At 74.2% G+C, this 21755-nt stretch carries 20 protein-coding genes; 1 reads left to right on the top strand and 19 read right to left on the bottom strand.

The annotated features are described in order from the left end of the window. Positions 1 to 19: 19 nt before the first annotated feature. Entirely contained in the window at positions 20 to 310 is a 291-nt protein-coding gene (locus KRAD_RS24600; protein ID WP_238985858.1) for a DUF6458 family protein, read from the top strand. Between the two features lie 14 nt (positions 311 to 324). Here the strand turns inward: KRAD_RS24600 and KRAD_RS19105 are convergent, their stop codons facing one another. From KRAD_RS19105 to KRAD_RS19015, 19 genes are all read right to left on the bottom strand, one after another. Continuing rightward, entirely contained in the window at positions 325 to 1335 is a 1011-nt protein-coding gene (locus KRAD_RS19105; protein ID WP_012087302.1) for an aldo/keto reductase family protein, read from the bottom strand. A 50-nt stretch (positions 1336 to 1385) separates the two neighbouring features. Further along, positions 1386 to 3461, bottom strand: a complete 2076-nt coding sequence (locus KRAD_RS19100) for a primosomal protein N' (RefSeq protein ID WP_012087301.1) — start codon at positions 3459 to 3461, stop codon at positions 1386 to 1388. Between the two features lie 4 nt (positions 3462 to 3465). Further along, a complete protein-coding gene (gene metK / locus KRAD_RS19095) occupies positions 3466 to 4665 on the bottom strand; it encodes a methionine adenosyltransferase (protein ID WP_012087300.1) in 1200 nt (399 codons plus the stop codon). After that, complete coding sequence (gene coaBC / locus KRAD_RS19090; RefSeq protein ID WP_012087299.1) at positions 4662 to 5951, bottom strand: bifunctional phosphopantothenoylcysteine decarboxylase/phosphopantothenate--cysteine ligase CoaBC; 1290 nt, start codon at positions 5949 to 5951, stop codon at positions 4662 to 4664. Before coaBC ends, metK begins: the two co-directional genes overlap by 4 nt. Beyond that, positions 5948 to 6214 (bottom strand): DNA-directed RNA polymerase subunit omega, encoded by a 267-nt coding sequence (gene rpoZ / locus KRAD_RS19085; RefSeq protein WP_012087298.1) that lies wholly within the window; start codon positions 6212 to 6214, stop codon positions 5948 to 5950. The genes coaBC and rpoZ overlap by 4 nt, the downstream gene beginning before the upstream one ends. Before the next feature lie 30 nt (positions 6215 to 6244). Next, on the bottom strand, positions 6245 to 6811 hold the full coding sequence (gmk, locus tag KRAD_RS19080) for a guanylate kinase (RefSeq protein ID WP_041292216.1): 567 nt from the start codon (positions 6809 to 6811) through the stop codon (positions 6245 to 6247). Further along, the gene (gene mihF, locus KRAD_RS19075; protein ID WP_012087296.1) at positions 6808 to 7164 is read right to left on the bottom strand and encodes an integration host factor, actinobacterial type; all 357 of its coding nucleotides are present in this window, start codon (positions 7162 to 7164) and stop codon (positions 6808 to 6810) included. Before mihF ends, gmk begins: the two co-directional genes overlap by 4 nt. Before the next feature lie 154 nt (positions 7165 to 7318). Then, positions 7319 to 8401 (bottom strand): ABC transporter ATP-binding protein, encoded by a 1083-nt coding sequence (locus KRAD_RS19070; RefSeq protein WP_012087295.1) that lies wholly within the window; start codon positions 8399 to 8401, stop codon positions 7319 to 7321. Further along, positions 8398 to 9390: an ABC transporter ATP-binding protein gene (locus KRAD_RS19065; protein WP_012087294.1), complete on the bottom strand. Its 993-nt coding sequence runs from the start codon at positions 9388 to 9390 to the stop codon at positions 8398 to 8400. Before KRAD_RS19065 ends, KRAD_RS19070 begins: the two co-directional genes overlap by 4 nt. Continuing rightward, positions 9387 to 10310 carry an ABC transporter permease gene (locus KRAD_RS19060; RefSeq protein ID WP_012087293.1) on the bottom strand — a complete coding sequence of 308 codons (924 nt, stop codon included), beginning with the start codon at positions 10308 to 10310 and terminating at the stop codon, positions 9387 to 9389. The genes KRAD_RS19065 and KRAD_RS19060 overlap by 4 nt, the downstream gene beginning before the upstream one ends. Next, on the bottom strand, positions 10307 to 11311 hold the full coding sequence (locus KRAD_RS19055) for an ABC transporter permease (protein ID WP_012087292.1): 1005 nt from the start codon (positions 11309 to 11311) through the stop codon (positions 10307 to 10309). The genes KRAD_RS19060 and KRAD_RS19055 overlap by 4 nt, the downstream gene beginning before the upstream one ends. A gap of 31 nt (positions 11312 to 11342) precedes the next feature. After that, positions 11343 to 13058 (bottom strand): ABC transporter substrate-binding protein, encoded by a 1716-nt coding sequence (locus tag KRAD_RS19050; protein WP_203417613.1) that lies wholly within the window; start codon positions 13056 to 13058, stop codon positions 11343 to 11345. Positions 13059 to 13343: 285 nt separating this feature from the next. Then, positions 13344 to 13625 carry a hypothetical protein gene (locus KRAD_RS19045; protein WP_012087290.1) on the bottom strand — a complete coding sequence of 94 codons (282 nt, stop codon included), beginning with the start codon at positions 13623 to 13625 and terminating at the stop codon, positions 13344 to 13346. Beyond that, the gene (gene pyrF / locus KRAD_RS19040; RefSeq protein WP_012087289.1) at positions 13625 to 14485 is read right to left on the bottom strand and encodes an orotidine-5'-phosphate decarboxylase; all 861 of its coding nucleotides are present in this window, start codon (positions 14483 to 14485) and stop codon (positions 13625 to 13627) included. The genes KRAD_RS19045 and pyrF overlap by 1 nt, the downstream gene beginning before the upstream one ends. After that, entirely contained in the window at positions 14482 to 17796 is a 3315-nt protein-coding gene (gene carB, locus KRAD_RS19035) for a carbamoyl-phosphate synthase large subunit (RefSeq protein WP_012087288.1), read from the bottom strand. Before carB ends, pyrF begins: the two co-directional genes overlap by 4 nt. Beyond that, on the bottom strand, positions 17796 to 18989 hold the full coding sequence (gene carA, locus KRAD_RS19030) for a glutamine-hydrolyzing carbamoyl-phosphate synthase small subunit (protein WP_012087287.1): 1194 nt from the start codon (positions 18987 to 18989) through the stop codon (positions 17796 to 17798). Before carA ends, carB begins: the two co-directional genes overlap by 1 nt. Next, a complete protein-coding gene (locus tag KRAD_RS19025; protein WP_012087286.1) occupies positions 18986 to 19504 on the bottom strand; it encodes a PH-like domain-containing protein in 519 nt (172 codons plus the stop codon). The genes carA and KRAD_RS19025 overlap by 4 nt, the downstream gene beginning before the upstream one ends. Then, entirely contained in the window at positions 19501 to 20793 is a 1293-nt protein-coding gene (locus tag KRAD_RS19020) for a dihydroorotase (RefSeq protein WP_012087285.1), read from the bottom strand. Before KRAD_RS19020 ends, KRAD_RS19025 begins: the two co-directional genes overlap by 4 nt. Then, entirely contained in the window at positions 20790 to 21749 is a 960-nt protein-coding gene (locus KRAD_RS19015; protein ID WP_041293534.1) for an aspartate carbamoyltransferase catalytic subunit, read from the bottom strand. The genes KRAD_RS19020 and KRAD_RS19015 overlap by 4 nt, the downstream gene beginning before the upstream one ends. Positions 21750 to 21755 lie beyond the last annotated feature (6 nt).

Here is a 21755-nt window from a genome sequence, read left to right as displayed (position 1 = left end):
GGAGGCTGGGGCGGTGCGCATGGGGAACAGCTGCTGCCTGCTGACGATCGGGGCAATCCTGGCCTTCGCCGTCCACGTCGAGGTCGAGGTCGTGGACGTGGCGATGGTGGGGCGGATCCTCATGCTCGTGGCCGTGGCCGGCGCGCTCGTCGAGCTGGCCGTGGTGCGCCCGCGCGCCCGGGCGGCGCGGGCGGTGGCCGAGCAGCGCCCGGCCCCCGCCCGCCCCGCCCCCCGCGCCCCGCAGGCGTCCTGGTCGCCGTGGGACACCCGGGCCTTCACCCCGCTGCCGCGCTCGGACCGGGAGTCCTGAGCCGGAGCGGGAGGTCAGACCTCGCGCTGCTTGGGCGAGGACTCGTGGGTCTTCGCCGGGTCGCGCTCCACGACGTCGCCGAGGACGGCGTCGATGCGGGCCAGGGCGTCGGCGGGGATCGTCTTGCCCGCGGCACCGGCGTTGTCGTGCACCTGCTCCGGGCGGGAGGCGCCGATGATCGCGGTCGCGACGTTGTCGTTCTGCAGGACCCAGGCCACGGCGAGCTGGGCCATGGAGAGGCCGAGGTCGGAGGCGACCGGCTTGAGCTCCTGCACCCGGGAGAGGACGTCGTCGCGCATGAAGCGCTTGATCATGTCCGCGCCGCCCTTGGTGTCGGTGGCGCGCGACCCCTCGGGCGGCTGGCCGCCGGGGACGTACTTGCCGGTCAGCACCCCCTGCGCGATGGGCGACCAGACCACCTGGGAGACCCCGAGCTCGCGCGAGGTCGGGACGACCTCCTCCTCGATGACGCGCCAGAGCATGGAGTACTGGGGCTGGTTGGAGATGAGCTGGAAGCCCAGCTGCTGGGCGAGGGCGTGCCCGGCGCGCAGCTGCTCGGCCGTCCACTCGCTGACCCCGACGTAGAGGACCTTGCCCTGCCGCACGAGGTCGGCGAAGGCCTGCATCGTCTCCTCCAGCGGCGTCGCGTAGTCGTAGCGGTGCGCCTGGTAGAGGTCGATGTGGTCGGTGCCGAGACGGCGCAGCGACCCCTCGCACGCCTCGAGGACGTGCTTGCGGGAGAGACCGGTGTCGTTGTGCTGCTTGGGTCCGATGGGCCCGAAGACCTTGGTGAGGATCTCCAGGGACTCCCGCCGCTGCCCCTTCAGCGCCTGCCCGAGGACGGTCTCGGCGACGGTGTTGGCGTAGACGTCGGCGGTGTCGAAGGTGGTGATCCCCGCGTCGAGGGCGGCGTGCACGCAGGCGATCGCCGCCTCGTTCTCGACCTGGGAGCCGTGGGTGAGCCAGTTGCCGTAGGTGATCTCGCTGATCTTGAGGCCGGAGCGGCCGAGGTGTCGGAAGTCCACGCCGCGAGCCTGCACCCGCCGGCGCCCGCGCGCGATCCCAGCCGGTGGGCTCACCCGATCTGGAGGGGGTCCACCCGCACCCGCACCAGGGGCAGCTTGCGCACGCTGCGCCCGGTGGTGACGTTCTTCAGCGCGCTCGTCAGCGCCGCCGACTCCGGGCGGGGCACCCGCACGACGCTGCGCACCATCGGCGCCCGTCCCGGCTGCTCGGGGACGGGCAGCGGGCCCAGGACCCGCACCCCCGGCAGCGGCGGCCCGCTCGTGGTCAGGGCCGCGACGAACTCCTCGACGTCGGCCGCGACCCCGATGAGCCCGGCGAACCGGGCGGCGGGGGGCAGGTCGAGCTCGCGGCGCTGGGCCAGCTCCCGCTCGGCGAACCCGGCGGGGTCCCAGCGCACCAGGGCCTGGACCGCGGCGGCCTGCGGGTCGGCGACGACGACGACCGCGCCCCCCTCGGAGGCGGGCCGCACCAGCGACGCCGCCGCGGTCCAGCGCCGGAACGCCTCCTCCTGGGCCCGCAGGTCGGGGCGGGCCAGCAGCGCCCAGCCGTCCAGCAGCAGCGCCGCCGCGTACCCGGCGGGCGCGACCGGTTCGGCCCCGGGCGTGGAGATCACCAGCGAGGGGCGGTCGGGGACGGTGTCCAGGACCTGCGACCCGCCGGAGGTGCGCACGTCCACCCCGGGAAAGGCCCGTCCCAGCTCCTCGGCGGTGCGCCGGGCGCCGGTGACGACGGCGCGGAAGCGGTCGTCCCCGCAGTTCGGGCAGACCCAGTCGGTCGCGGGCCGCCCGCACCAGCGGCAGGAGGCCCGCTCCCCGGCCCCGGTCACCGCGAGCGGACCGTGGCAGGAGGTGCAGCGGGCCGGTTCCCGGCACGCCTGGCACGCCAGGGTGGGCACGTAGCCGGTGCGCGGCACCTGCACCAGCACCGGCCCGCGGCGCACGGCCTCGCGCAGCACCCGCCACCCGTCGCTGGGCAGGCGGGCCGCGGCGGCGAGGGGGTCCTGGGCGTCGTGGCCGCTGGTCCCGGCGACCGCGATCCGCGGGGAGGAGGCGCGCACGACGTCGCGGGTGGCCAGCACCGGCCGCGCCCACCCGGACTCCAGCAGCAGCTGCGTCTCCGCGGTCCGGGTCCGGCCGGCGAAGAGGGCCGCCGAGCCGGTCTGCTCCGCGCGCAGCACCGCGACCTCGCGGACGTGGGGGTAGGGCGCGCGCTGGTCGGCGTGGGAGTCGTCGCCGTCGTCGAGGACGGCGACCAACCCGAGGTTGGGCAGCGGGGCGAACACCGCGGCGCGGGTCCCGGCGACGACGCGGGCCCGGCCGGTGAGGGCCTCCAGGAAGGCCCGGTAGCGCGGGGAGGGGCCGGCCTCGGCCTCGAGGCGGACGTGGCCCTCGGGGACCACCCGGTCCAGGGCCGCCGAGAGCCGGTCCAGGTCGCGGTGGTCGGGCACGACCAGCAGCGCCGTGCGGCCGGAGGCCAGCGTCGCGCGGGCGGCGAGGGCCAGCAGGGCGGCGGGGTCGGTGCCGGGGGCGAACGTCGCGACCGCGCGCGGGGACCCGCCGTCGCGGACGTGGGCGAGGAAGGCGGGACCGGCGCTGTGGCGTTCCCAGCCGTGCAGGTCCTCCCCCAGGACGACGGGGTCGTGGACGACGGGGGCGGCCCCCAGGACGGCGTCCTCGGCCCCGGCGTGGCGGCCGGGCACGGCCAGGCGCACGACGTCGGAGAGGGTGCCCGCGTACTCGGCCGCGACCGCGCGGCACAGCTCCAGCGTCGCGGGGGTCAGCAGCGCCACCCCGGACACGACCCGCCGCAGCCGGGCGAGGCGGCCCGGGTGCTCGCTCGCGGCGAGCCGTTCCAGGACGTAGCCCTCGGCGTCGGTCCCGGCGAAGGGGACCCGGACCAGGCGCCCCGGCTCGGCGGTGTGCTCCATCGAGGCGGGCACCAGGTAGTCGAAGGGGCGGTCCAGGTGCGGCAGCTGCGAGGACACCAGCACCCGCGCGACCGGCTCGGACTCCGCGACCCCCTCGAGCGCCTTCGCCTTCCGGGCCGGGCGCTTCCTCGCCGGGGCGGGGGCGCTCAGCCCGTCCAGGGCGGTCTGGGCGGGCTGGGCGTCCGGCTCGTCGGGCAAGGGGTCAGGCCGTCGCGGCCCGCAGGGCCTCCACCCGGTCGGTGCGCTCCCAGGAGAACCCGGGCAGCTCGCGGCCGAAGTGGCCGTAGGCCGCGGTCGGGGCGTAGATCGGCTGGAGGAGCTGCAGGTCGCGCACGATCGCGGCCGGGCGCAGGTCGAACACGTCGCGGATGGCGGACTCGATGCGGCCGCGGGCGACCTTCTCGGTGCCGAAGGTCTCGACGTAGAGCCCCACCGGCTGCGCCTTGCCGATGGCGTAGGCGACCTGGACCTCGCAGCGCGTGGCGAGCCCCGCGGCGACGACGTTCTTGGCGACCCACCGCATCGCGTACGCGGCGGAGCGGTCGACCTTGGAGGGGTCCTTGCCGGAGAACGCGCCCCCGCCGTGGCGGGCCATGCCGCCGTAGGTGTCGACGATGATCTTGCGGCCGGTCAGGCCGGCGTCGCCCATCGGGCCGCCGATCTCGAAGCGGCCGGTCGGGTTCACCAGCAGCCGGATGTCGGAGGTGTCGAGGTCGAGGCCCTCCAGCACGGGCTCGATGACGTGGCGGCGGACGTCGGGGGTGAGCGTCTTGACGAGGTCGACGTCGGGCTCGTGCTGGGTGGAGAGCACGACGGTGTCCAGGCGCACGGCCCGGTCGCCGTCGTAGCCGATCGTCACCTGGGTCTTGCCGTCGGGGCGCAGGTAGGGGATCTCCCCCTTCTTGCGGACCTCCGAGAGCCGCTGCGAGAGCTGGTGGGCCAGGTGGATCGGCAGCGGCATGAGCTCGGGCGTCTCGTCGCAGGCGTAGCCGAACATGAGGCCCTGGTCGCCGGCGCCCTGCAGGTCGAGGGGGTCCGCGCCCCCGCCGTCCTGGCGGTTCTCCCACGCCTCGTCCACGCCCTGGGCGATGTCCGGGGACTGCGAGCCGATGGAGACCTCGACCCCGCAGGTGCGGCCGTCGAAGCCCTTGGCGGAGGAGTCGTAGCCGATGTCCAGCAGCGTGCGGCGCACGATGGTGGGGATGTCGGCGTAGGCGTCGGTGGTGACCTCGCCGGCCACGTGCACCAGGCCGGTGGTGACCATCGTCTCGACCGCGACGCGGCTCTTGGGGTCCTGGGCCAGCAGCGCGTCGAGGATCCCGTCGGAGATCTGGTCGCAGATCTTGTCCGGGTGCCCCTCGGTGACCGACTCGGAGGTGAACAGGCGAAGCGGGGTGGTCACGGGGCTCCAGTCTCCAGGGGGGTCGTTCCACCGGTCGGTGTCGCCGGGGACGTCAGCATAGGCACCACGGCGTCCCAGACCGCGTCGGCCACGACGTCCTTGCCGGCCTCGGGGACCTCCCGCTCGGAGCCGTCGGCGCCGAGGAGCGTCACGGCGTTCGTCGCGGCGGCGAAGCCCCGGGTCTCCCCCACCTCGTTGAGCACCAGCAGGTCGCAGCCCTTGCGGGCCAGCTTGGCCCGGCCGTGCTCCAGGACGCTGCCGCTCGCGTCGCCGGTCTCGGCGGCGAAGCCCACGACCACGGGGGCGGCGCCGACGCGCTCGCGCACCAGTCCCGCGAGGACGTCGGGGTTGCGCTCCAGGACGACGACGGGGTCGCGGGCGGGGTCGTCGGACTTCTTGATCTTGGTGCTCGTGCGGGTCGCGGGGCGGAAGTCGGCGACCGCGGCGGCCATGACGACGACGTCGGAGCCCGCCGCGCGGGCCCGCACCGCCTCGCCCAGCTCGGCCGCCGTCGTCACGCCCACGACCTCGACGCCGGCGGGGACGGGGACCTCGAGGTGGGCGGCGACCAGGGTCACGCGCGCGCCGCGGGCGGCGGCGGCCGCGGCCAGCGCCACCCCCTGCCGGCCCGAGGACCGGTTGCCCAGGAAGCGGACGGGGTCCAGCGGTTCGCGGGTGCCCCCGGCGGAGACCACGACCCGGCGGCCCTCGAGGTCGCGCGGGCGCGAGCCGGACCCCAGCAGCCGGCGGCAGGCCGCGGCGACGTCGGCGGGTTCCGGCATCCGTCCCGGGCCGGTGTCGGCGCCGGTGAGGCGCCCGGAGGCGGGGTCGAGGACGGTGACCCCCCGCGAGCGCAGCAGCGCGACGTTGGCCTGCACGGCCGGGTTCAGCCACATCTCGGTGTGCATGGCGGGGACCAGCAGCACCGGGCAGGTCGCGGTGAGCAGGACGTTGGTGAGCAGGTCGTCGGCGAGGCCGTGCGCGGCGCGGGCCAGCAGGTCGGCGGTGGCGGGGGCGACGACGACGAGGTCGGCGTGCCGGCCCAGCCGCACGTGCGGGACCTCGTCGGCGCGGGTCCAGACGTCGGAGGCGACCGGCTTGCCGGAGAGGGCCTCCCAGGTGGCGCGCCCCACGAAGTGCTCGGAGGCGGCGGTGGGGACGACGGTGACGTCGTGCCCGGACTCGCTCAGCTCGCGCAGCAGCAGCGCCGCCTTGTACGCGGCGATGCCTCCCGCGACCCCCAGGACGACGCGCGGGCCGGGCTCGGGGTCGCGGGGGGTGCTCACTGCTGCTCGATCGGCTCCGAGGTCAGCAGACCCTCGTTGATCTCGCGCATGGCCACGGACAGCGCCTTCTCCTGCACGTGCGTCTCGACGAGCGGACCGACGTACTCCAGCAGACCCTCGCCCAGCTGGGAGTAGTAGGCGTTGATCTGCCGGGCGCGCTTGGCCGCGTAGATGACCAGCGCGTACTTGGAGTCGGCAGCCGTCAGCAGGTCGTCGATGGGCGGGTTGGTGATGCCCTCGGGCGACGCGACGGTTCCAGCCACGGTTCTTCTCCTCGGTTCGAGAGCTGGCGGTCAGCTGACCGGCAGACCCATCCATCTTACGAGCTCGTCGGTGGCCCGCTGCACGTCGTCGTTGTAGATGGTCACGTCGAACTCCGGTTCGGCCGCCAGCTCCACCCGCGCGGTCGCCAGGCGGCGCTCGCGCTCCTCCTCGGACTCGGTGCCGCGCCCGACGAGGCGGCGGACCAGCTCGTCCCAGCTCGGCGGGGCGAGGAAGACGAACCGGGCCTCGGGCATGGCCTCGCGGACCTGGCGGGCGCCGGCGAGGTCGATCTCCAGCAGCGCGGGCCGGCCGGAGGCCAGCACCTCGAGGACGGGACCGCGCGGGGTGCCGTAGCGGTGCCGGCCGTGCACGCGGGCCCACTCCAGCAGCTCCCCGTCGCGCACGTAGGCGTCGAAGGTCTCCTCGGAGACGAAGTGGTAGTGCACGCCGTCGACCTCGCCGGGGCGCTGGGCCCGGGTCGTGGCCGACACCGAGATCCAGACCTCGGGGTAGCGGGTGCGCAGGTCGGTGGAGACGGTGCCCTTCCCCACGGCGGTGGGGCCGGCCAGGACGGTCAGGCGCGGTTCGGCGTTCAGGACGCGCTCCCGGCGGCGTCCTGGGCGTCCTGGGCGTCCTGGCGGCCGAAGCGCTCGACGAGCGCGGCGATCTGGTGCGCCCCCAGGCCGCGCACGCGGCGCGACTCGGAGATCCCGATCTCCTCCATGATGTGCTTGGCGCGCACCTTGCCCACGTTGGGCAGCGACTCCAGCAGCGCCGAGACCTTCATCTTGCCGAGGACCTCGTTCTCCTGGCCCTCCCTGATGACCTCCTCGAGGCTCCCGCCGGTGTACTTCAGGCGGTGCTTCACCGCGGCGCGCTCGCGCCGGGCGGCGGCCGCCTTCTCCAGGGCGGCGGCGCGCTGTTCGGCGGTCAGGGGAGGCAGAGCCACGGAGTCACCTCGGGGTAGTCCACTCGGGTCCTCGGCCTCGCGTCGGGGGCCGACGGAGCACCAGGAGGAAGTCGGCTGAACCTATCCACCCTGGTCACGGGGCTGCAACGGCAGGGGGGACCCCCGCGGGGCGGGGGTCCCCGCGGGGGGTGGGTCAGGCGGCCGCGGAACGGTCCACCGGGGCGATGCGCCCGGCCTCGATGTCCTCGGCGAAGTGGCAGGCCACCTTCTGCGTGGCCGGGTGGCCCTCGAGGACGCGCAGCCGCGGGCGCTCCTCGTGGCAGCGGGTCGGCTGCACCCACGGGCAGCGGGTCCGGAAGCGGCAGCCCGACGGGGGGTCGGCGGGGCTGGGCAGGTCCCCGGCGAGCAGGATCCGCTCCCGCGTCGCCTCGGCCACCGGGTCGGGCACGGGGGCCGCGGACAGCAGGGCCCGGGTGTAGGGGTGCAGCGGGCGGGCGTAGAGGCCGCTGCTGGTGCCCTCCTCGACGATGCCGCCGAGGTACATGACCCCCACGGTGGTGGAGACGTGCTTGACCACGGCGAGGTCGTGGGCGATGACGAGGTAGGTCAGCCCGAGGTCGCGCTGGAGCTCCTCCAGCAGGACCAGCACCTGGGCCTGCACGGAGACGTCGAGGGCCGAGACCGGCTCGTCGGCCACCAGCAGGTCGGGGTCGAGGACGAGGGCGCGGGCGATGCCGACGCGCTGGCGCTGCCCGCCGGAGAACTCGTGCGGGTACTTCGCCCCCGCGCCCGCGGGCAGGCCCACGCGGTCCAGCAGGCCGCGGACCCGGGTCCGCCAGGCTGCGGGTCCCCCCGGCACCCCGTGCACCGCGAGGGGCTCCACGAGGGCGCTCTCCACGGTCTGGCGGGGGTCGAGGCTGGCTAGGGGGTCCTGGAAGACCATCTGCATCTGCCGCCGGGCCCGCCGCAGCTCCTCCGGCCCGAGGCCGAGCAGGTCCCGGCCGGCGATGCGCACCGACCCGCCCGTGGGTTCGGACAGCCGCAGCACGGCCCGGCCCAGCGTCGACTTGCCGCAGCCGGACTCCCCCACCAGCCCGTAGGTCGTCCCGCGCGGGACGTCGAGGTCGACCCCGTCGACGGCCTTGACCGCTCCGACGGCGCGGCGCAGGACCCCCGAGCGGATGGGGTAGTGCACCTGCAGGTCCCGCACGCTGAGCAGCGGCTCGCCCGCCGCCTCCCTCGCGGGCTGCGCGGTGTCCGGCGTCGGGCGGGTCACGGGGTGGCCTCCAGGGCGTCTGCGGCGGGGTGGACGCACCGCGCGAGGTGGGGGGAGCCGGCGGGGCCGGTCAGGGCGATGTCGCCGCGGCGGCAGGCGTCGTCGGCGAAGCCGCAGCGCGGGGCGAACGCGCAGCCCTGCGCCCACTCCAGCCGGTCGCGCACGGAACCCGGGACGGGTTGCAGCGCCGTGCCCTCGGGGGCGTCGACGCGGGGGACGGCGGCGAGCAGCCCCGTGGTGTAGCGGTGCCGGGGCTGGGCGAAGAGGTCGTTCCGCCCGGCCTGCTCCACGACGCGCCCGGCGTAGAGGACGTTGACCCGGTCGCAGGTGCCGGCGACGACGCCGAGGTCGTGGGTGATGAGGACCATGGCGGTCCCCGACTCCCGGACCAGGGTCGTGAGCAGGTCCAGCACCTGGGCCTGGATCGTCACGTCGAGGGCGGTCGTGGGCTCGTCGGCGATGATGAGGCGCGGGGAGCAGGCCAGGGCGATGGCGATGAGGACGCGCTGGCGCATCCCCCCGGACAGCTGGTGGGGGTACTCCCCCACCCGCCGCCGCGGGTCGGGGATCCCGACCCGGCCGAGCAGCTCCACGGCCTCCCGCTTCGCCGCGGCGCGGTCGAGGTCGGTGTGGGTGCGCAGCACCTCGGTGAGCTGCCGCCCCAGGGTCAGGACGGGGTTCAGCGAGGTCATCGGGTCCTGGAACACCATGGCCAGGTCCCGGCCGCGGCGCCTGGCCAGCTGCGCGGGGCTGAGGGTCAGCAGGTCGGTGCCGTCGAAGCGCACCGCGCCGGTGACCGTCGCGGTGCGCTGGGGCAGCAGCCCCATGACGGCCAGCGAGGTGACGGACTTCCCGCACCCGGACTCCCCGACCAGGCCGACGACCTCCCCGGCGTCGACGGAGAAGGACACCCCGTCCACGGCCGTGGTGCTGGGTCCGCCCTTGCGGGAGAACACGACCCGCAGGTCGTCGACCTCCAGCAGGCTCATCGGGAACTCCTCGGGTCGAGGGCCTCGCGCAGCGCCTCGCCGAGCAGGGTGAACCCCAGCGCGGTGACGGCGATCGCGAGACCGGGGTAGATGGCCAGCATCGGCGCCTGGTCGAGGCGGGCCTGGGCGGTGACGAGCATCCGCCCCCACTCCGCGACGGCCGGGTCGGGGTCGCCCAGGCCCAGGAAGCTCAGGGCGGCGACCTCGATGACCGCGGTCGCCAGCGTCAGGGTGGCCTGCACCAGCACGGGGCCGAGGGAGTTGGGCAGCATGTGGCCCACGACGATCCGGCGCTGGCGCAACCCCAGCGACTTCAGGGCGACGACGTAGTCCTGGCCGCGCTGGGCCAGCAGGGACGCCCGCAGCAGGCGGGCGAAGATCGGCACCTGCGCCGCCGAGATGGCCAGCATGATCGAGAACGAGCCGCGGTCCAGCACCGCGGCGATCGACACCGCCAGCAGCAGCGAGGGGATCGACAGCAGGACGTCGACGACGCGCATGACGAGGGTGTCGACCCAGCCGCCGATGCCGCCCGCGAGGACGCCCAGCAGGGCGCCCGCGGCCAGCCCGATGGCGGTGGAGACCACGCCGATGACCAGCGAGGAGCGCGCGCCGTAGATGAGCTGGGTCAGCAGGTCCGACCCGAAGGAGTCCAGCCCCAGCGGGTGGTCCTCGCTGGGGCCCGGCACCTGGGTGGGGGTGACCTCGCCGAACCACTCCGCCGTCGCCGGCCGGTAGGGCGCCAGCAGCGGGGCCGCGATCGCGACGAGCACGAACAGCAGCACGAGGACGGCGCCCACGATGCCGGAGGGGTTGCGGCGCAACCGCCGCCAGGCGGCGTGCCAGGGACCGAGGCCCGCCTCCCCGGTGACCTCCGCCGCGGCGGGGGTCTGGGGGGTCAGTGCGTCCAGTGCGCTCATGAGACTCGAACCCTCGGATCGATGAACCCGTAGCTGACGTCCACCACGAGGTTGACCAGCGCGTACATGACGGCGATGAACAGGATGAACCCTTGCAGCACCGGGTAGTCCAGCTGCGTGACGGCGTCGAAGAGGTAGCTGCCGATGCCGTTGATGGCGAACACCGTCTCGGTCAGCACCGCCCCGGACAGCAGCGCACCCGCTTGCAGGCCGAGCGTCGTGGACACCGGCAGCAGCGCGTTGCGCAGCACGTGCCGGCGGCTGATGATCCCCTGCGGCAGGCCCTTGGCCCGCGCCGTGCGGACGTGGTCGTCGCCCAGGACGTCGAGCACCGAGGCCCGGGTGATGCGGACGATGATGGCCAGCGGGATGGACCCCAGGGCCAGCGCGGGCAGCACGAGGTGCACCAGCGCGTCCCAGCTCGCGTCCCACTCCCGGGTCAGCAACCCGTCGAGCACGTAGAAGTTCGTGACGTGGGTCGCGTCGATGCGGGCGTCCTGCCGCCCGGTGGTGGGGAACCACCCCAGCTCGATGGCCAGGAGGTACTTGAGGATGACGGCGAGGAAGAACACCGGGACGACGACCCCGAGCAGCGAGCCGCCGACGACGGCGTTGTCCAGCCAGCCGCCGCGGCGGCGGGCGGCGAGGTAGCCCAGCGGGATCCCGAGGGCGATGGCGAGGACCAGCGCGGCCAGCGCCAGCTCGATGGTGGCGGGGAACCGCTCGGCGAACGTGGAGACGACGGGTTCCCCGGTGTTGATGGAGGACCCGAAGTCACCGCGCACGATCTGCCCGAGGTAGGTGAGGTACTGCTGCCACACGGGCTGGTCGAACCCGTAGCGGGCGTTGACCGAGGCGATGCCCGCCGGGGTCGCCTTCTCCCCCAGCAGGGCCCGCGCGGGGTCCCCGGGCAGGGCCCGGATCCAGGCGAACAGCAGCAGCGACAACCCGAACAGGACGACGACCAGGAGGCCGAGGCGGCGCACGACGAACGTCAGCACGCCGCCCCCTCCCGGCTGAGGAGGAGCACCATCAGCTGTCGGACACCGTCACGGTGTTCCACACCTCGTCCTGGACGGGGCTGGCGGTGTACCCCTCGACCCCGGCGGCGAAGGCCAGCGACGGGACGGGGCTGGCGATCGGGATGCCCGGCAGCAGGGTCATGATCTGCTCGTTGATGTCCTGGTAGGCGCTCTCCTGCTCCTCCTCGCTGGTGACGGTGCGGGCCGCGGCCAGCGCCTCGAACAACCCGGGGTCGTTGAAGCCCCACTCGTTGGTCTGCGCGCCGAAGAACACGCCGATGAAGTTGTCCGGGTCGTTGTAGTCGCCGGTCCACCCGAGCAGGTGCAGGCCGTGGTTGGCCCCGCCCTGGACGGTGTCGAGGTAGTTCGGCGTCCACTGCTCGGCCACCGGGGTCGTGGTGATCCCGGCCGCGGTCAGCTGCGACTGGATGGCCTTGAAGATGGTCTCCGGGTTCGGCATGTAGGGCCGCGAGACGCCGGTCGGGTAGTTGAACGGGATGGTGAGGTTCGCCTGGCCGGCCTCGGTGAGCAGCTGCTTGGCCTTGTCGATGGAGAACTCGTAGGTGGTGACCCCCTCGTTCCAGCCGATGACGTTGCTCGGCATGAACTGGGTCGCGACCTCGGTGCCCTCGGGCAGCGCGTTCTTGACGACCGCGTCCTTGTCGATGGCGTGGGCGATGGCCTGGCGGACCTTGAGGTCCTGCAGCGGCGGGAACGCCTGGTTGATGCCGAGGTAGAGGATGTTGAAGGCGGGCCGGTTCTGGATCTGGAACCCGCCCGACTCCAGGGTCGCCACGTCGGCGGGCGCCACGAGGTCGTAGCCGTCGATGTCGCCGTTCTGCAGGGCGGTCTTGCGCGCGGTGCCGTCGCCGATGAAGCGGACGATGGCGGTGGGGGTCTTGGCCTTCTCGCCCCAGTACTCCTCGTTGCGCTTGAGGGTGACCTGCTGGCCGCGCTCCCAGGAGTCGAAGACGTACGGCCCGGTGCCGACGGGCCCGGAGGTGGCGTAAGCGCTCTGCCGGGGGTCGCTGCCGTCGGCGCCGTTGCCGCCGCCGGCCTCGACCGCGGACGTCTCCTGCATCGAGAGGGCCGGCAGGGTCAGCGCGGCCAGGAAGCCCGCGAACGGCGAGGTCAGGTTGACGGTGACGGTGCCGTCGGCGTTCGCGGTGGACCCGGCGTACAGCGAGGTGGTGAGGGCGGCGTCCTCGTTGGTCTTGAAGCCGCGGAAGATGGAGCGGTAGTAGTACGCAAGGTCCTCGCCCTGGGCGATGCCGGTGAGGTTGTACCAGCGCTCGAAGTTCGCGACGACGGCCGCGGCGTCGAAGGGCTTGCCGTTGGAGAACGTCACCCCCTCCTGCAGGGTGAACGTGTAGCTGAGGCCGTCCTCGGAGGTGGTCCAGTCGCTGGCCAGCGCCGGGGCGAGGTCGGTGGTGCCGGGCTTGGTGGAGACCAGCCCCTCGAAGATCTGCCGGCTGATCCGGAAGGTCTCGCCGTCGGAGGCGAAGAACGGGTCCAGGGAGTCGGGGTCGGAGGCCCCGCCGAAGACGAACGTGTCGCGGGTGCTGCCGCCCCCCTCGGTCCCCTCGTCCCCGGAGTCGTCGCGCTCGCTCTGCGCGCAGGCGGTGAGGGTGGCCAGCCCGGCCGTCGCCACGGCGGCGAGGCTGAAGGCTCGGCGCGACGGGTGCTGCGCGTTCTCGGGCGTCGGGTCCTGCATCTCGGGCGACATCTGCGTCCTCGTTCCGGCGTGGTTCCTGCGGGTCGACATCTGCGGGTCGTGCGCGTCCCGGTGCGGGGCACCGGGGGGGCTGACGCTAGGCGATGCGCGGGTGCTCACCAAACACATCCGGGCCGCGTCACGCAGTTGTAACAGAGGGGGTGTCCTGTGAGGTCTGCCTGACCCGGACGTCTCCGACTGGACAACCTGCCTCCTGACCGGAGCGCTCCTTCGCAGCTCCGCGGGGATCCTAGCGACCGCCGCGCCGCGGCGGCGACGGCGCGGCGGGCCCGGCGCTCAGAGGGCGGTGCCGCGCGCGGCGTCGGCGGTCATCCGCTCCAGCCAGGCGCGGGCCTCGAGGGCGGCGAGGAGCTGGTGCTCCCCGCCGGCCTCGCGCATCTCGGCCGGGGCGAGCTCGGCGACGGCGGCGACGGCCTCGCGCAGGACCGTCACCGGGTCCAGCGACAGCCCGCGCAGGAAGGCCCCGACCTGGCGCCGGGCCTCGAGCTCGTCGTGCCCGACCTCCACGGCGGTCACGGTGAGGGCGGCGAGCCCGCGCGCGATCTCCCGGGAGGGCATCAGGCGGACAGCGCTGCGCGCACCGCGTCCGCCGAGCGGCGCGCGGCGTCGCGCAGGGCGACGGGCTCGGGGCCGGCCCGCAGGACCTCCCGGGAGCTGGCGGCCAGCACCAGCCGCCGGGCGTCGCCGAACACCTGCCGCAGGTCCTCCGCGGTGGCCCCCTGGGCGCCGACGCCGGGGGCCAGCAGCGGCCCGTTCACGGCGTCGAGGTCGATGCCCAGGTCCCGCACGGCGGAGCCGACGGTGGCGCCGACGACGAGGCCGACGTCGCCGAACGGCTCGGCCCCGGCGTTCTCCGCGGCCGCCGACTCCGCCACGACCCGGGCCACCGCGCGGCCGTCGGGCCCGGTGGCGTGCTGGACGCCCGCGCCCTCGGGGTTGGAGGTCAGGGCGAGGACGAAGACGCCCCGTCCGGTGGCCGCGGCGAGGTCGAGCACCGGGCGCAGGGACCCGAAGCCCAGGTAGGGCGAGACGGTGACGGCGTCCCCGGCCAGGGGCGAGTCGCCCGCGAAGGCCTCGGCGTAGCCGTCCATGGTGGAGCCGATGTCGCCGCGCTTGGCGTCGACGATCGTCAGCAGCCCCGCCTCGCGGGCGTCGGCCAGGACCCGCTCCAGCGCGGCGACCCCGCGCGAGCCGTGCCGCTCGAAGAACGCCGCCTGCGGCTTCACGCAGGCGACGTGCCCGGCCAGCGCGGCCACGACGGTGCGGCCGAACCGCTCGACGCCGGCGGCGTCGTCGGTCAGGCCCCAGGCGGCCAGCAGGGGGGCGTGCGGGTCGATCCCCGCGCACAGCGGTCCGTGCGCGGTCACCGCTTCCGCCAGCCGGGCCCCGAAGCGCCCCGCCGGCCGCCCCGCCGTCACGCCCGGCCCTCCCAGGCGGCGTTGAGCCGGGCGGTGTGCTCCTGCAGGGACGCGACGTTCACGCCCCCGCCGTTGCGCTCCTGGACGATCGCGGCCTCGATGGCCTGCACCGCGGCGGACAGCTCCTGGATCGTGGTGATGATCGGGGAGCCGACGGCGGTCGCGGCGGCGCGGATCTCGTAGCCGTCGGCGCGGGCCTGGTTGCCCGACGGGGTGTTGACGACCATGGCGATCTCCCCCGCGCCGATGCGCCCGACGATCGTGAGCTCGCCGTCCTCGCTGGTGCCCTCGGAGTGCTTGCGCACCACGGTGGAGGTGATGCCGTTGCGGCGCAGCACCTGGGCGGTGCCCTCGGTGGCGACGAGGGTGAACCCGAGGTCGGCCAGCCGCTTGATCGGGAAGATCATCGCCCGCTTGTCGCGGTCGGCGACGGAGATGAACGCCGTCCCCGCGGTGGGCAGCCCGCCGTAGGCGGCGGTCTGCGACTTCCCGAAGGCCGTGGGGAAGTCGACGTCGATGCCCATGACCTCGCCGGTGGAGCGCATCTCCGGCCCGAGCAGGGAGTCCACCACGACGCCCTCGGCGGTGCGGAACCGCGCGAAGGGCAGCACGGCCTCCTTCACCGAGACCGGGGAGTCGGCCGGCAGCAGCCCGCCGTCGCCGCGGCCGGGGAGCAGGCCCTCGGCGCGCAGGTCCCGGATCGAGGTCCCCGCCATGAGCCGCGCGGCGGCCTTGGCCAGCGCCACCCCCGTCGCCTTGGAGACGAACGGCACGGTGCGCGAGGCCCGCGGGTTGGCCTCCAGGACGTAGAGGACGTCGGCGGCGAGGGCGAACTGCACGTTCAGCAGGCCCCGGACCCCGACCCCGCGGGCGATGGCCTCGGTGGCCGCGCGGACCCGGGCGAGCTCGGCGTTGCCCAGCGTCGGGGGCGGGATGACGCAGGCGGAGTCGCCGGAGTGGATCCCGGCCTCCTCGATGTGCTCCATGATCCCGCCGAGGTACATCTCCTCGCCGTCGAACAGGGCGTCGACGTCGATCTCGATGGCGTCGTCGAGGAAGCGGTCGACGAGGACGGGGCGTTCCGGCGACACCTCGGTCGCGGTCCGCATGTACTCCTCCAGGGAGGCCTCGTCGTAGACGATCTGCATCCCGCGCCCGCCCAGGACGTAGCTGGGGCGGACCAGGACGGGGTAGCCGATGCCCGCGGCGATGGCCTTGGCCCCGGGGAAGCTCGACGCCGTCCCGTGCTTGGGCGCGACGAGGCCGGCGCGCTCGAGGACCTGCCCGAACGCCCCGCGCTCCTCGGCGAGGTCGATGGCCTGCGGGGAGGTCCCGATGATCGGCACCCCCGCCTGCTCCAGCTTCGCCGCCAGCCCCAGCGGGGTCTGCCCGCCGAGCTGGACGATGACGCCCGCGACCGGCCCGCAGCGCATCTCGGCGTGCACGACCTCGAGGACGTCCTCGAGGGTGAGGGGCTCGAAGTACAGGCGGTCGGAGGTGTCGTAGTCGGTGGAGACCGTCTCGGGGTTGCAGTTGACCATGACGGTCTCGTAGCCGGCGTCGCGCAGGGCGAAGCTGGCGTGGACGCAGGAGTAGTCGAACTCCACGCCCTGCCCGATCCGGTTGGGGCCGGAGCCGAGGATGACGATGGCCGCCTTCTCGCGGGGGCGGGTCTCGTCCTCCTCGTCGTAGGAGGAGTAGTGGTAGGGCGTGCTGGCCGCGAACTCGGCCGCGCAGGTGTCGACGGTCTTGTAGACCGGGCGGATCCCCAGCGCGTGCCGGACCCCGCGCACGACGTCCTCGGGCAGGTGGCGCAGCTCGCCGATCTGGGCGTCGGAGAAGCCGTGGCGCTTGGCGTGGCGCAGCAGCTCGGGGGTGAGCTCGTCGCTGTCGCGGACCTCCCCGGCGATCTCGTCGAGCAGGAACATCTGGTCGAGGAACCAGGGGTCGATCCGGGTGGACTCGAACAGCTCCTCCGGGGTGGCGCCGGCGCGGATGGCCTGCATGACCAGGCCGATGCGCTCGTCGGTGGGCTGCGCGGCCCGGCGCAGCAGGTCCGCGCGGTCGCCCGGCTCACCCGCCCAGGAGAACGTCGCGCCGCGCTTCTCGGTGCTGCGCAGCGCCTTCTGCAGCGCCTCGGTGAAGTTGCGGCCCAGGGCCATCGCCTCGCCGACGCTCTTCATGGTCGTCGTCAGCGTCGGGTCGGCGGCGGGGAACTTCTCGAACGCGAACCGCGGGACCTTCACCACGACGTAGTCGAGCGTGGGCTCGAAGCTGGCCGGGGTGGAGGAGGTGATGTCGTTGGGGATCTCGTCGAGGGTGTAGCCGACGGCGAGGCGCGCGGCGATCTTGGCGATGGGGAACCCGGTCGCCTTCGAGGCCAGCGCCGAGGAGCGCGAGACCCGCGGGTTCATCTCGATGACGATGATGCGCCCGTCCTCGGGGTTCACCGCGAACTGGATGTTGCAGCCGCCGGTGTCGACGCCGACCTCGCGGATGACGGCGATGCCGATGTCGCGCATCCGCTGGTACTCGCGGTCGGTCAGCGTCATCGCGGGGGCGACGGTGATGGAGTCGCCGGTGTGCACGCCCATCGGGTCGAAGTTCTCGATCGAGCAGACGACCACGACGTTGTCGGCGCGGTCGCGCATGAGCTCGAGCTCGTACTCCTTCCAGCCGAGGATCGACTCCTCCAGGAGCACCTCGGTGACCGGGGAGTGGTGCAGGCCCTGCCCGGCGATGCGGCGCAGGTCGGCCTCGTCGTAGGCGAAGCCGGAGCCGAGCCCGCCCATGGTGAAGCTGGGGCGCACGACGACGGGGTAGCCGAGGTCGGCGGCCCCGGCCAGGACCTCCTCCATGGAGTGGCAGAGGTGGCTGCGGGCAGACTCCGCGCCGCAGCGCTCGACGACGCCCTTGAAGAGCTGGCGGTCCTCGCCGAGCTTGATGGCCTCCACGTCGGCGCCGATGAGCTCGGTGCCGTACTTCTCCAGGACGCCGTTCTCGTAGAGGGCGATCGCGGTGTTCAGCGCGGTCTGCCCGCCCAGGGTCGCCAGGACCGCGTCGGGGCGCTCCTTGGCGATGATCGCCTCGACGACGGCGGGGGTGATGGGCTCGACGTAGGTCGCGTCGGCCATCTCCGGGTCGGTCATGATCGTCGCGGGGTTGGAGTTCACCAGGATCACCCGCAGGCCCTCGGCGCGCAGGACGCGGCAGGCCTGGGTGCCGGAGTAGTCGAACTCGGCGGCCTGGCCGATGACGATCGGCCCGGACCCGATGACGAGGACCGACTTCAGATCGGTGCGGCGAGGCATCAGGCGCCCTTCTCGGTGGTGTCGGTCTTCCCGGTCGTGTCGAGGAGCTGGGACGCGGGTGTCCCCGAGAGCAGGTCGACGAACCGGTCGAACAGGTAGGAGGCGTCGTGCGGGCCGGCCGCGGCCTCGGGGTGGTACTGCACCGAGAACGCGGGTGCGTCCAGGCAGCGCAGCCCTTCGACGACCCCGTCGTTGAGGCCGACGTGGCTGACCTCGGCGCGCCCGTAGGGGGTCTCGCGGACCTCCCCGGCCTTCCCCTCGACGGCGAAGCCGTGGTTGTGCGCGGTGACCTCGACCTTGCGGGTGGCCAGGTCCATGACGGGCTGGTTGATCCCGCGGTGGCCGTACTTGAGCTTGTAGGTCCCGAACCCCAGGGCGCGCCCGAGCAGCTGGTTGCCGTAGCAGATGCCGAAGAAGGGGATCCGCCGCTCCAGGACGCCCTGGAGGACCTCGATCTCGTGGGTCGCGGCCGCCGGGTCGCCGGGGCCGTTGGAGAAGAACACCCCGTCCGGGGCGCCGCCGTCCGCCCCGGAGGTCAGGACCTCCTCCAGCGTCGCGGTGGAGGGCACGACGGTGACCTCGATGCCGCGCTCGGCGAGGCGGTGCGGGGTCATCGACTTGATGCCGAGGTCGACGGCGGTCACGGAGAAGCGGCGCTCCCCCACGGCCGGCACGACGTAGGTCTCGTCGGTGCTGACCAGCGAGGCGAGGTCGGTGCCGACCATGTCGGGGGCGTCCTGGACGGCGCGCAGGAGCTCGGCGGCGGGCCGCTCGGCGGCCTCGCCGGAGAACACGCCGACCTTCATCGCGCCGCGCTCGCGCAGGTGGCGGGTCAGGGCCCGGGTGTCGACGCCGGAGATCCCGACGACGCCCTGCGCGTCGAGCTCCTCGCCGAGGCCGCGCCGCGAGCGCCAGCTGGAGGGGACGCGCGCGGGGTCGCGCACGACGTAGCCGGCGACCCAGATCCGCCCGGACTCCTGGTCCTCGTCGTTGTAGCCGGTGTTCCCGACGTGCGGGGCGGTCATGACGACGACCTGGCGGTGGTAGCTGGGGTCGGTGAGGGTCTCCTGGTAGCCGGTCATGCCGGTGGAGAACACCGCCTCACCGACGGTCTGGCCCACGCGGCCGTAGGCCTGTCCGTGGAACGTGCGGCCGTCCTCCAGGACGAGCACGGCGGGGACGCGTGCGTTCACTGGGCACCTCCGGGGTTCGTGTTCTTGCGGTTGCGCACGAGTTCCTCCACCTGCTCCGCGAACGCCGCCCCTTCGGCGGGGTGCCGCGGTTTGACTCCCGTGTCGACGACCCTGTCCCCCAGCTTCCACCGGAGGACGATGAGGCCCTTCTCCTTGCCGATCCACTTGCCGACCATGCCCGGTCCGTGCCCGATCCCGACGACGTCGGCCAGCGGGACGACGAAGGAGCGGGCGCCCTGGCGCAGCAGGCCGATGCCCTCGTCGACGAAGCCGATCTGGACGGCGCTGCGGCTGCCGAGGCCGTGGGCGGCGATCCGGTCCAGGGCGTTCTCGGCGTCCGTGGTGGAGACGTAGACGCCCTCCACGGGGTCGCGCAGACCCTTCCAGTCCCGGGACCCGATCGGGCGGGGCAGGTCCCGCCTCTGCCGCAGCGCGCGGCCGCGGTAGCCCATGAACATCATCCGCCACAGCACCAGCAGCGCGAGGACGAGGAGGACGACGGCGAGGACCTTCACGCTCCGACCAGCTCGCCGTCGAGGACGGTGGCCCGTCCGCGCAGGAACGTCGCGACGACCCGGCCGGGCAGCTCCATCCCCCGGAACGGGGAGTTGCGCCCGGCGGTGGCCATCGCGGCCGGGTCCACCGTCCAGCGGGCGGCGGGGTCGAGCAGGACGAGGTTGGCGGGGCTGCCCACCGCCAGGGGCCGCCCGTGCCCGGGCAGGCGCCCGATGCGGGCGGGGGCCGAGGACATCCGGTCGGCCAGGACGTCCCAGCCGACGAGCCCGGTGTCGACCATGGTGTGCTGCACGACGCTCAGGGCGGTCTCCAGGCCGGTCATGCCCATGGCGGCGGCGGACCACTCGCAGTCCTTGGCCTCCACCGGGTGCGGGGCGTGGTCGGTGGCGACGACGTCGATGGTGCCGTCGGCCAGGCCCTCGCGGACGGCCTCGACGTCGGCCTGGGTGCGCAGCGGCGGGTTGACCTTGTAGACGGGGTCGTAGCCGCGCACGAGCTCGTCGGTGAGCAGCAGGTGGTGCGGGGTGACCTCGGCGGTGACCTGCACCCCGCGCTGCTTGGCCCAGCGGACGATCTCGACGGAGCCGCGGGTGGAGAGGTGGCAGACGTGCAGGCGGGAGCCGACGTGGTCGGCGAGCAGCACGTCGCGGGCGATGATCGCCTCCTCGGCGACGCTGGGCCAGCCGCGCAGGCCGAGGACGGCGCTCACCGCGCCCTCGTTCATCTGGGCGTCCTCGGTGAGCCGGGGCTCCTGGGCGTGCTGGGCGATGACCCCGTCGAAGGCCTTGACGTACTCCAGCGCCCGGCGCATGAGGACGGCGTCGGAGACGCAGTGCCCGTCGTCGGAGAAGACCCGCACGCCCGCGCGGGAGTCGGCCATCGCCCCGAGCTCGGCGAGCTGCTCGCCGGCGAGGCCGACGGTGACGGCCCCCACGGGGCGGACGTCGACCCAGCCGGCCTCCTCGCCGAGGCGCTGGACCTGCTCCACGACGCCCGCGGTGTCGGCGACGGGGAAGGTGTTGGCCATCGCGAACACGCTGGTGTACCCGCCGCGGGCCGCGCTGCGGGTGCCGGAGTCGACGGTCTCGGCGTCCTCGCGGCCCGGTTCGCGCAGGTGGGTGTGCAGGTCGACGAGCCCGGGCAGGGCGATGAGGCCGCTCGCGTCGAGGACGGTGGCGCCCTCCGCGCTCAGGCCGGGGCCGACCGCGGCGATCTCGCCGTCGCGCAGCAGCAGGTCGGTCACCGCACCGCCGAGCGGTCGGACCTTCTGGATGAGCGTCGTGTTCACGCGTCCCCTCCCGGGAGCTCGCCGGCCAGCAACAGGTAGAGGACGGCCATTCGGACCGCGACGCCGTTGCCGACCTGCTCGACGATGGTGGAGCGGGCGGAGTCGGCGGCCTCGGCGGAGATCTCCAGCCCGCGGTTCATCGGGCCGGGGTGCATGACGATCGTGTGCTCGGGCAGCAGGGCCAGCCGCTGGCGGCCCAGGCCGTAGCGGCGGCCGTACTCCCGGGCGGAGGGGAAGAACGACCCCTTCGAGGCGTCCATCCGCTCGGCCTGCACGCGCAGCATCATCACCGCGTCGGGCGCGCCGTCCCGCAGGGCGGCGTCGAGGTCGTGGGAGGTCGCGCACGGCCAGCTCTCGACCCCCACGGGCAGCAGGGTGGGCGGGGCGACGAGGGTGACGTGCGCGCCGAGGGTGCGCAGCAGCAGGACGTTGGAGCGCGCGACCCGGGAGTGCAGGACGTCGCCGACGATGACGACCCGCGCACCCGTCAGGTCCCCCGCGCCGCTCGTGAGGTGGCGACGCATGGTGTAGGCGTCGAGCAGGGCCTGGGTGGGGTGCTCGTGGGTGCCGTCGCCGGCGTTGACGACCGCGCCGCGGGTCCAGCCGGCGTGGGCGAGGCGGTGCGGGGCGCCGGAGGAGCCGTGCCGGACGACGACCGCGTCGGCGCCCATGGCCTCCAGGGTCAGCGCGGTGTCCTTGAGGCTCTCGCCCTTGGAGACGCTGGAGCCCTTGGCGGAGAAGTTGATGACGTCGGCGGAGAGGCGCTTGGCGGCGGCCTCGAAGGACGTGCGGGTGCGGGTGGAGTCCTCGAAGAAGAGGTTGACGACCGTCCGCCCGCGCAGCGTCGGGAGCTTCTTGATCTCCCGGCGCTGGGTGGCGGCCATCTCCTCGGCCACGTCGAGCACGCGCACGGCGGCGTCGCGGTCGAGGTCGGCGGCGGAGAGCAGGTGGCGCATCGGGCC

This window comes from Kineococcus radiotolerans SRS30216 = ATCC BAA-149 (genome assembly GCF_000017305.1).
Taxonomy (GTDB): domain Bacteria; phylum Actinomycetota; class Actinomycetes; order Actinomycetales; family Kineococcaceae; genus Kineococcus; species Kineococcus radiotolerans.
The sequence above is the reverse complement of the archived record's forward strand: the minus strand, read 5'-3'. Positions and strand labels throughout refer to the sequence as shown.

Excerpts from the sequence above, each read along its gene's own strand:
- KRAD_RS19065 (WP_012087294.1), bottom strand. The coding sequence starts at position 9,390 with ATGAGCCTGCTGGAGGTCGACGACCTGCGGGTCGTGTTCTCCCGCAAG.
- KRAD_RS19060 (WP_012087293.1), bottom strand. The coding sequence starts at position 10,310 with ATGAGCGCACTGGACGCACTGACCCCCCAGACCCCCGCCGCGGCGGAG.
- KRAD_RS19050 (WP_203417613.1), bottom strand. The coding sequence starts at position 13,058 with ATGTCGCCCGAGATGCAGGACCCGACGCCCGAGAACGCGCAGCACCCG.
- KRAD_RS19015 (WP_041293534.1), bottom strand. The coding sequence starts at position 21,749 with ATGCGCCACCTGCTCTCCGCCGCCGACCTCGACCGCGACGCCGCCGTG.
- KRAD_RS24600 (WP_238985858.1), top strand. The coding sequence starts at position 20 with ATGGGGAACAGCTGCTGCCTGCTGACGATCGGGGCAATCCTGGCCTTC.
- carB (WP_012087288.1), bottom strand. The coding sequence starts at position 17,796 with ATGCCTCGCCGCACCGATCTGAAGTCGGTCCTCGTCATCGGGTCCGGG.
- KRAD_RS19045 (WP_012087290.1), bottom strand. The coding sequence starts at position 13,625 with ATGCCCTCCCGGGAGATCGCGCGCGGGCTCGCCGCCCTCACCGTGACC.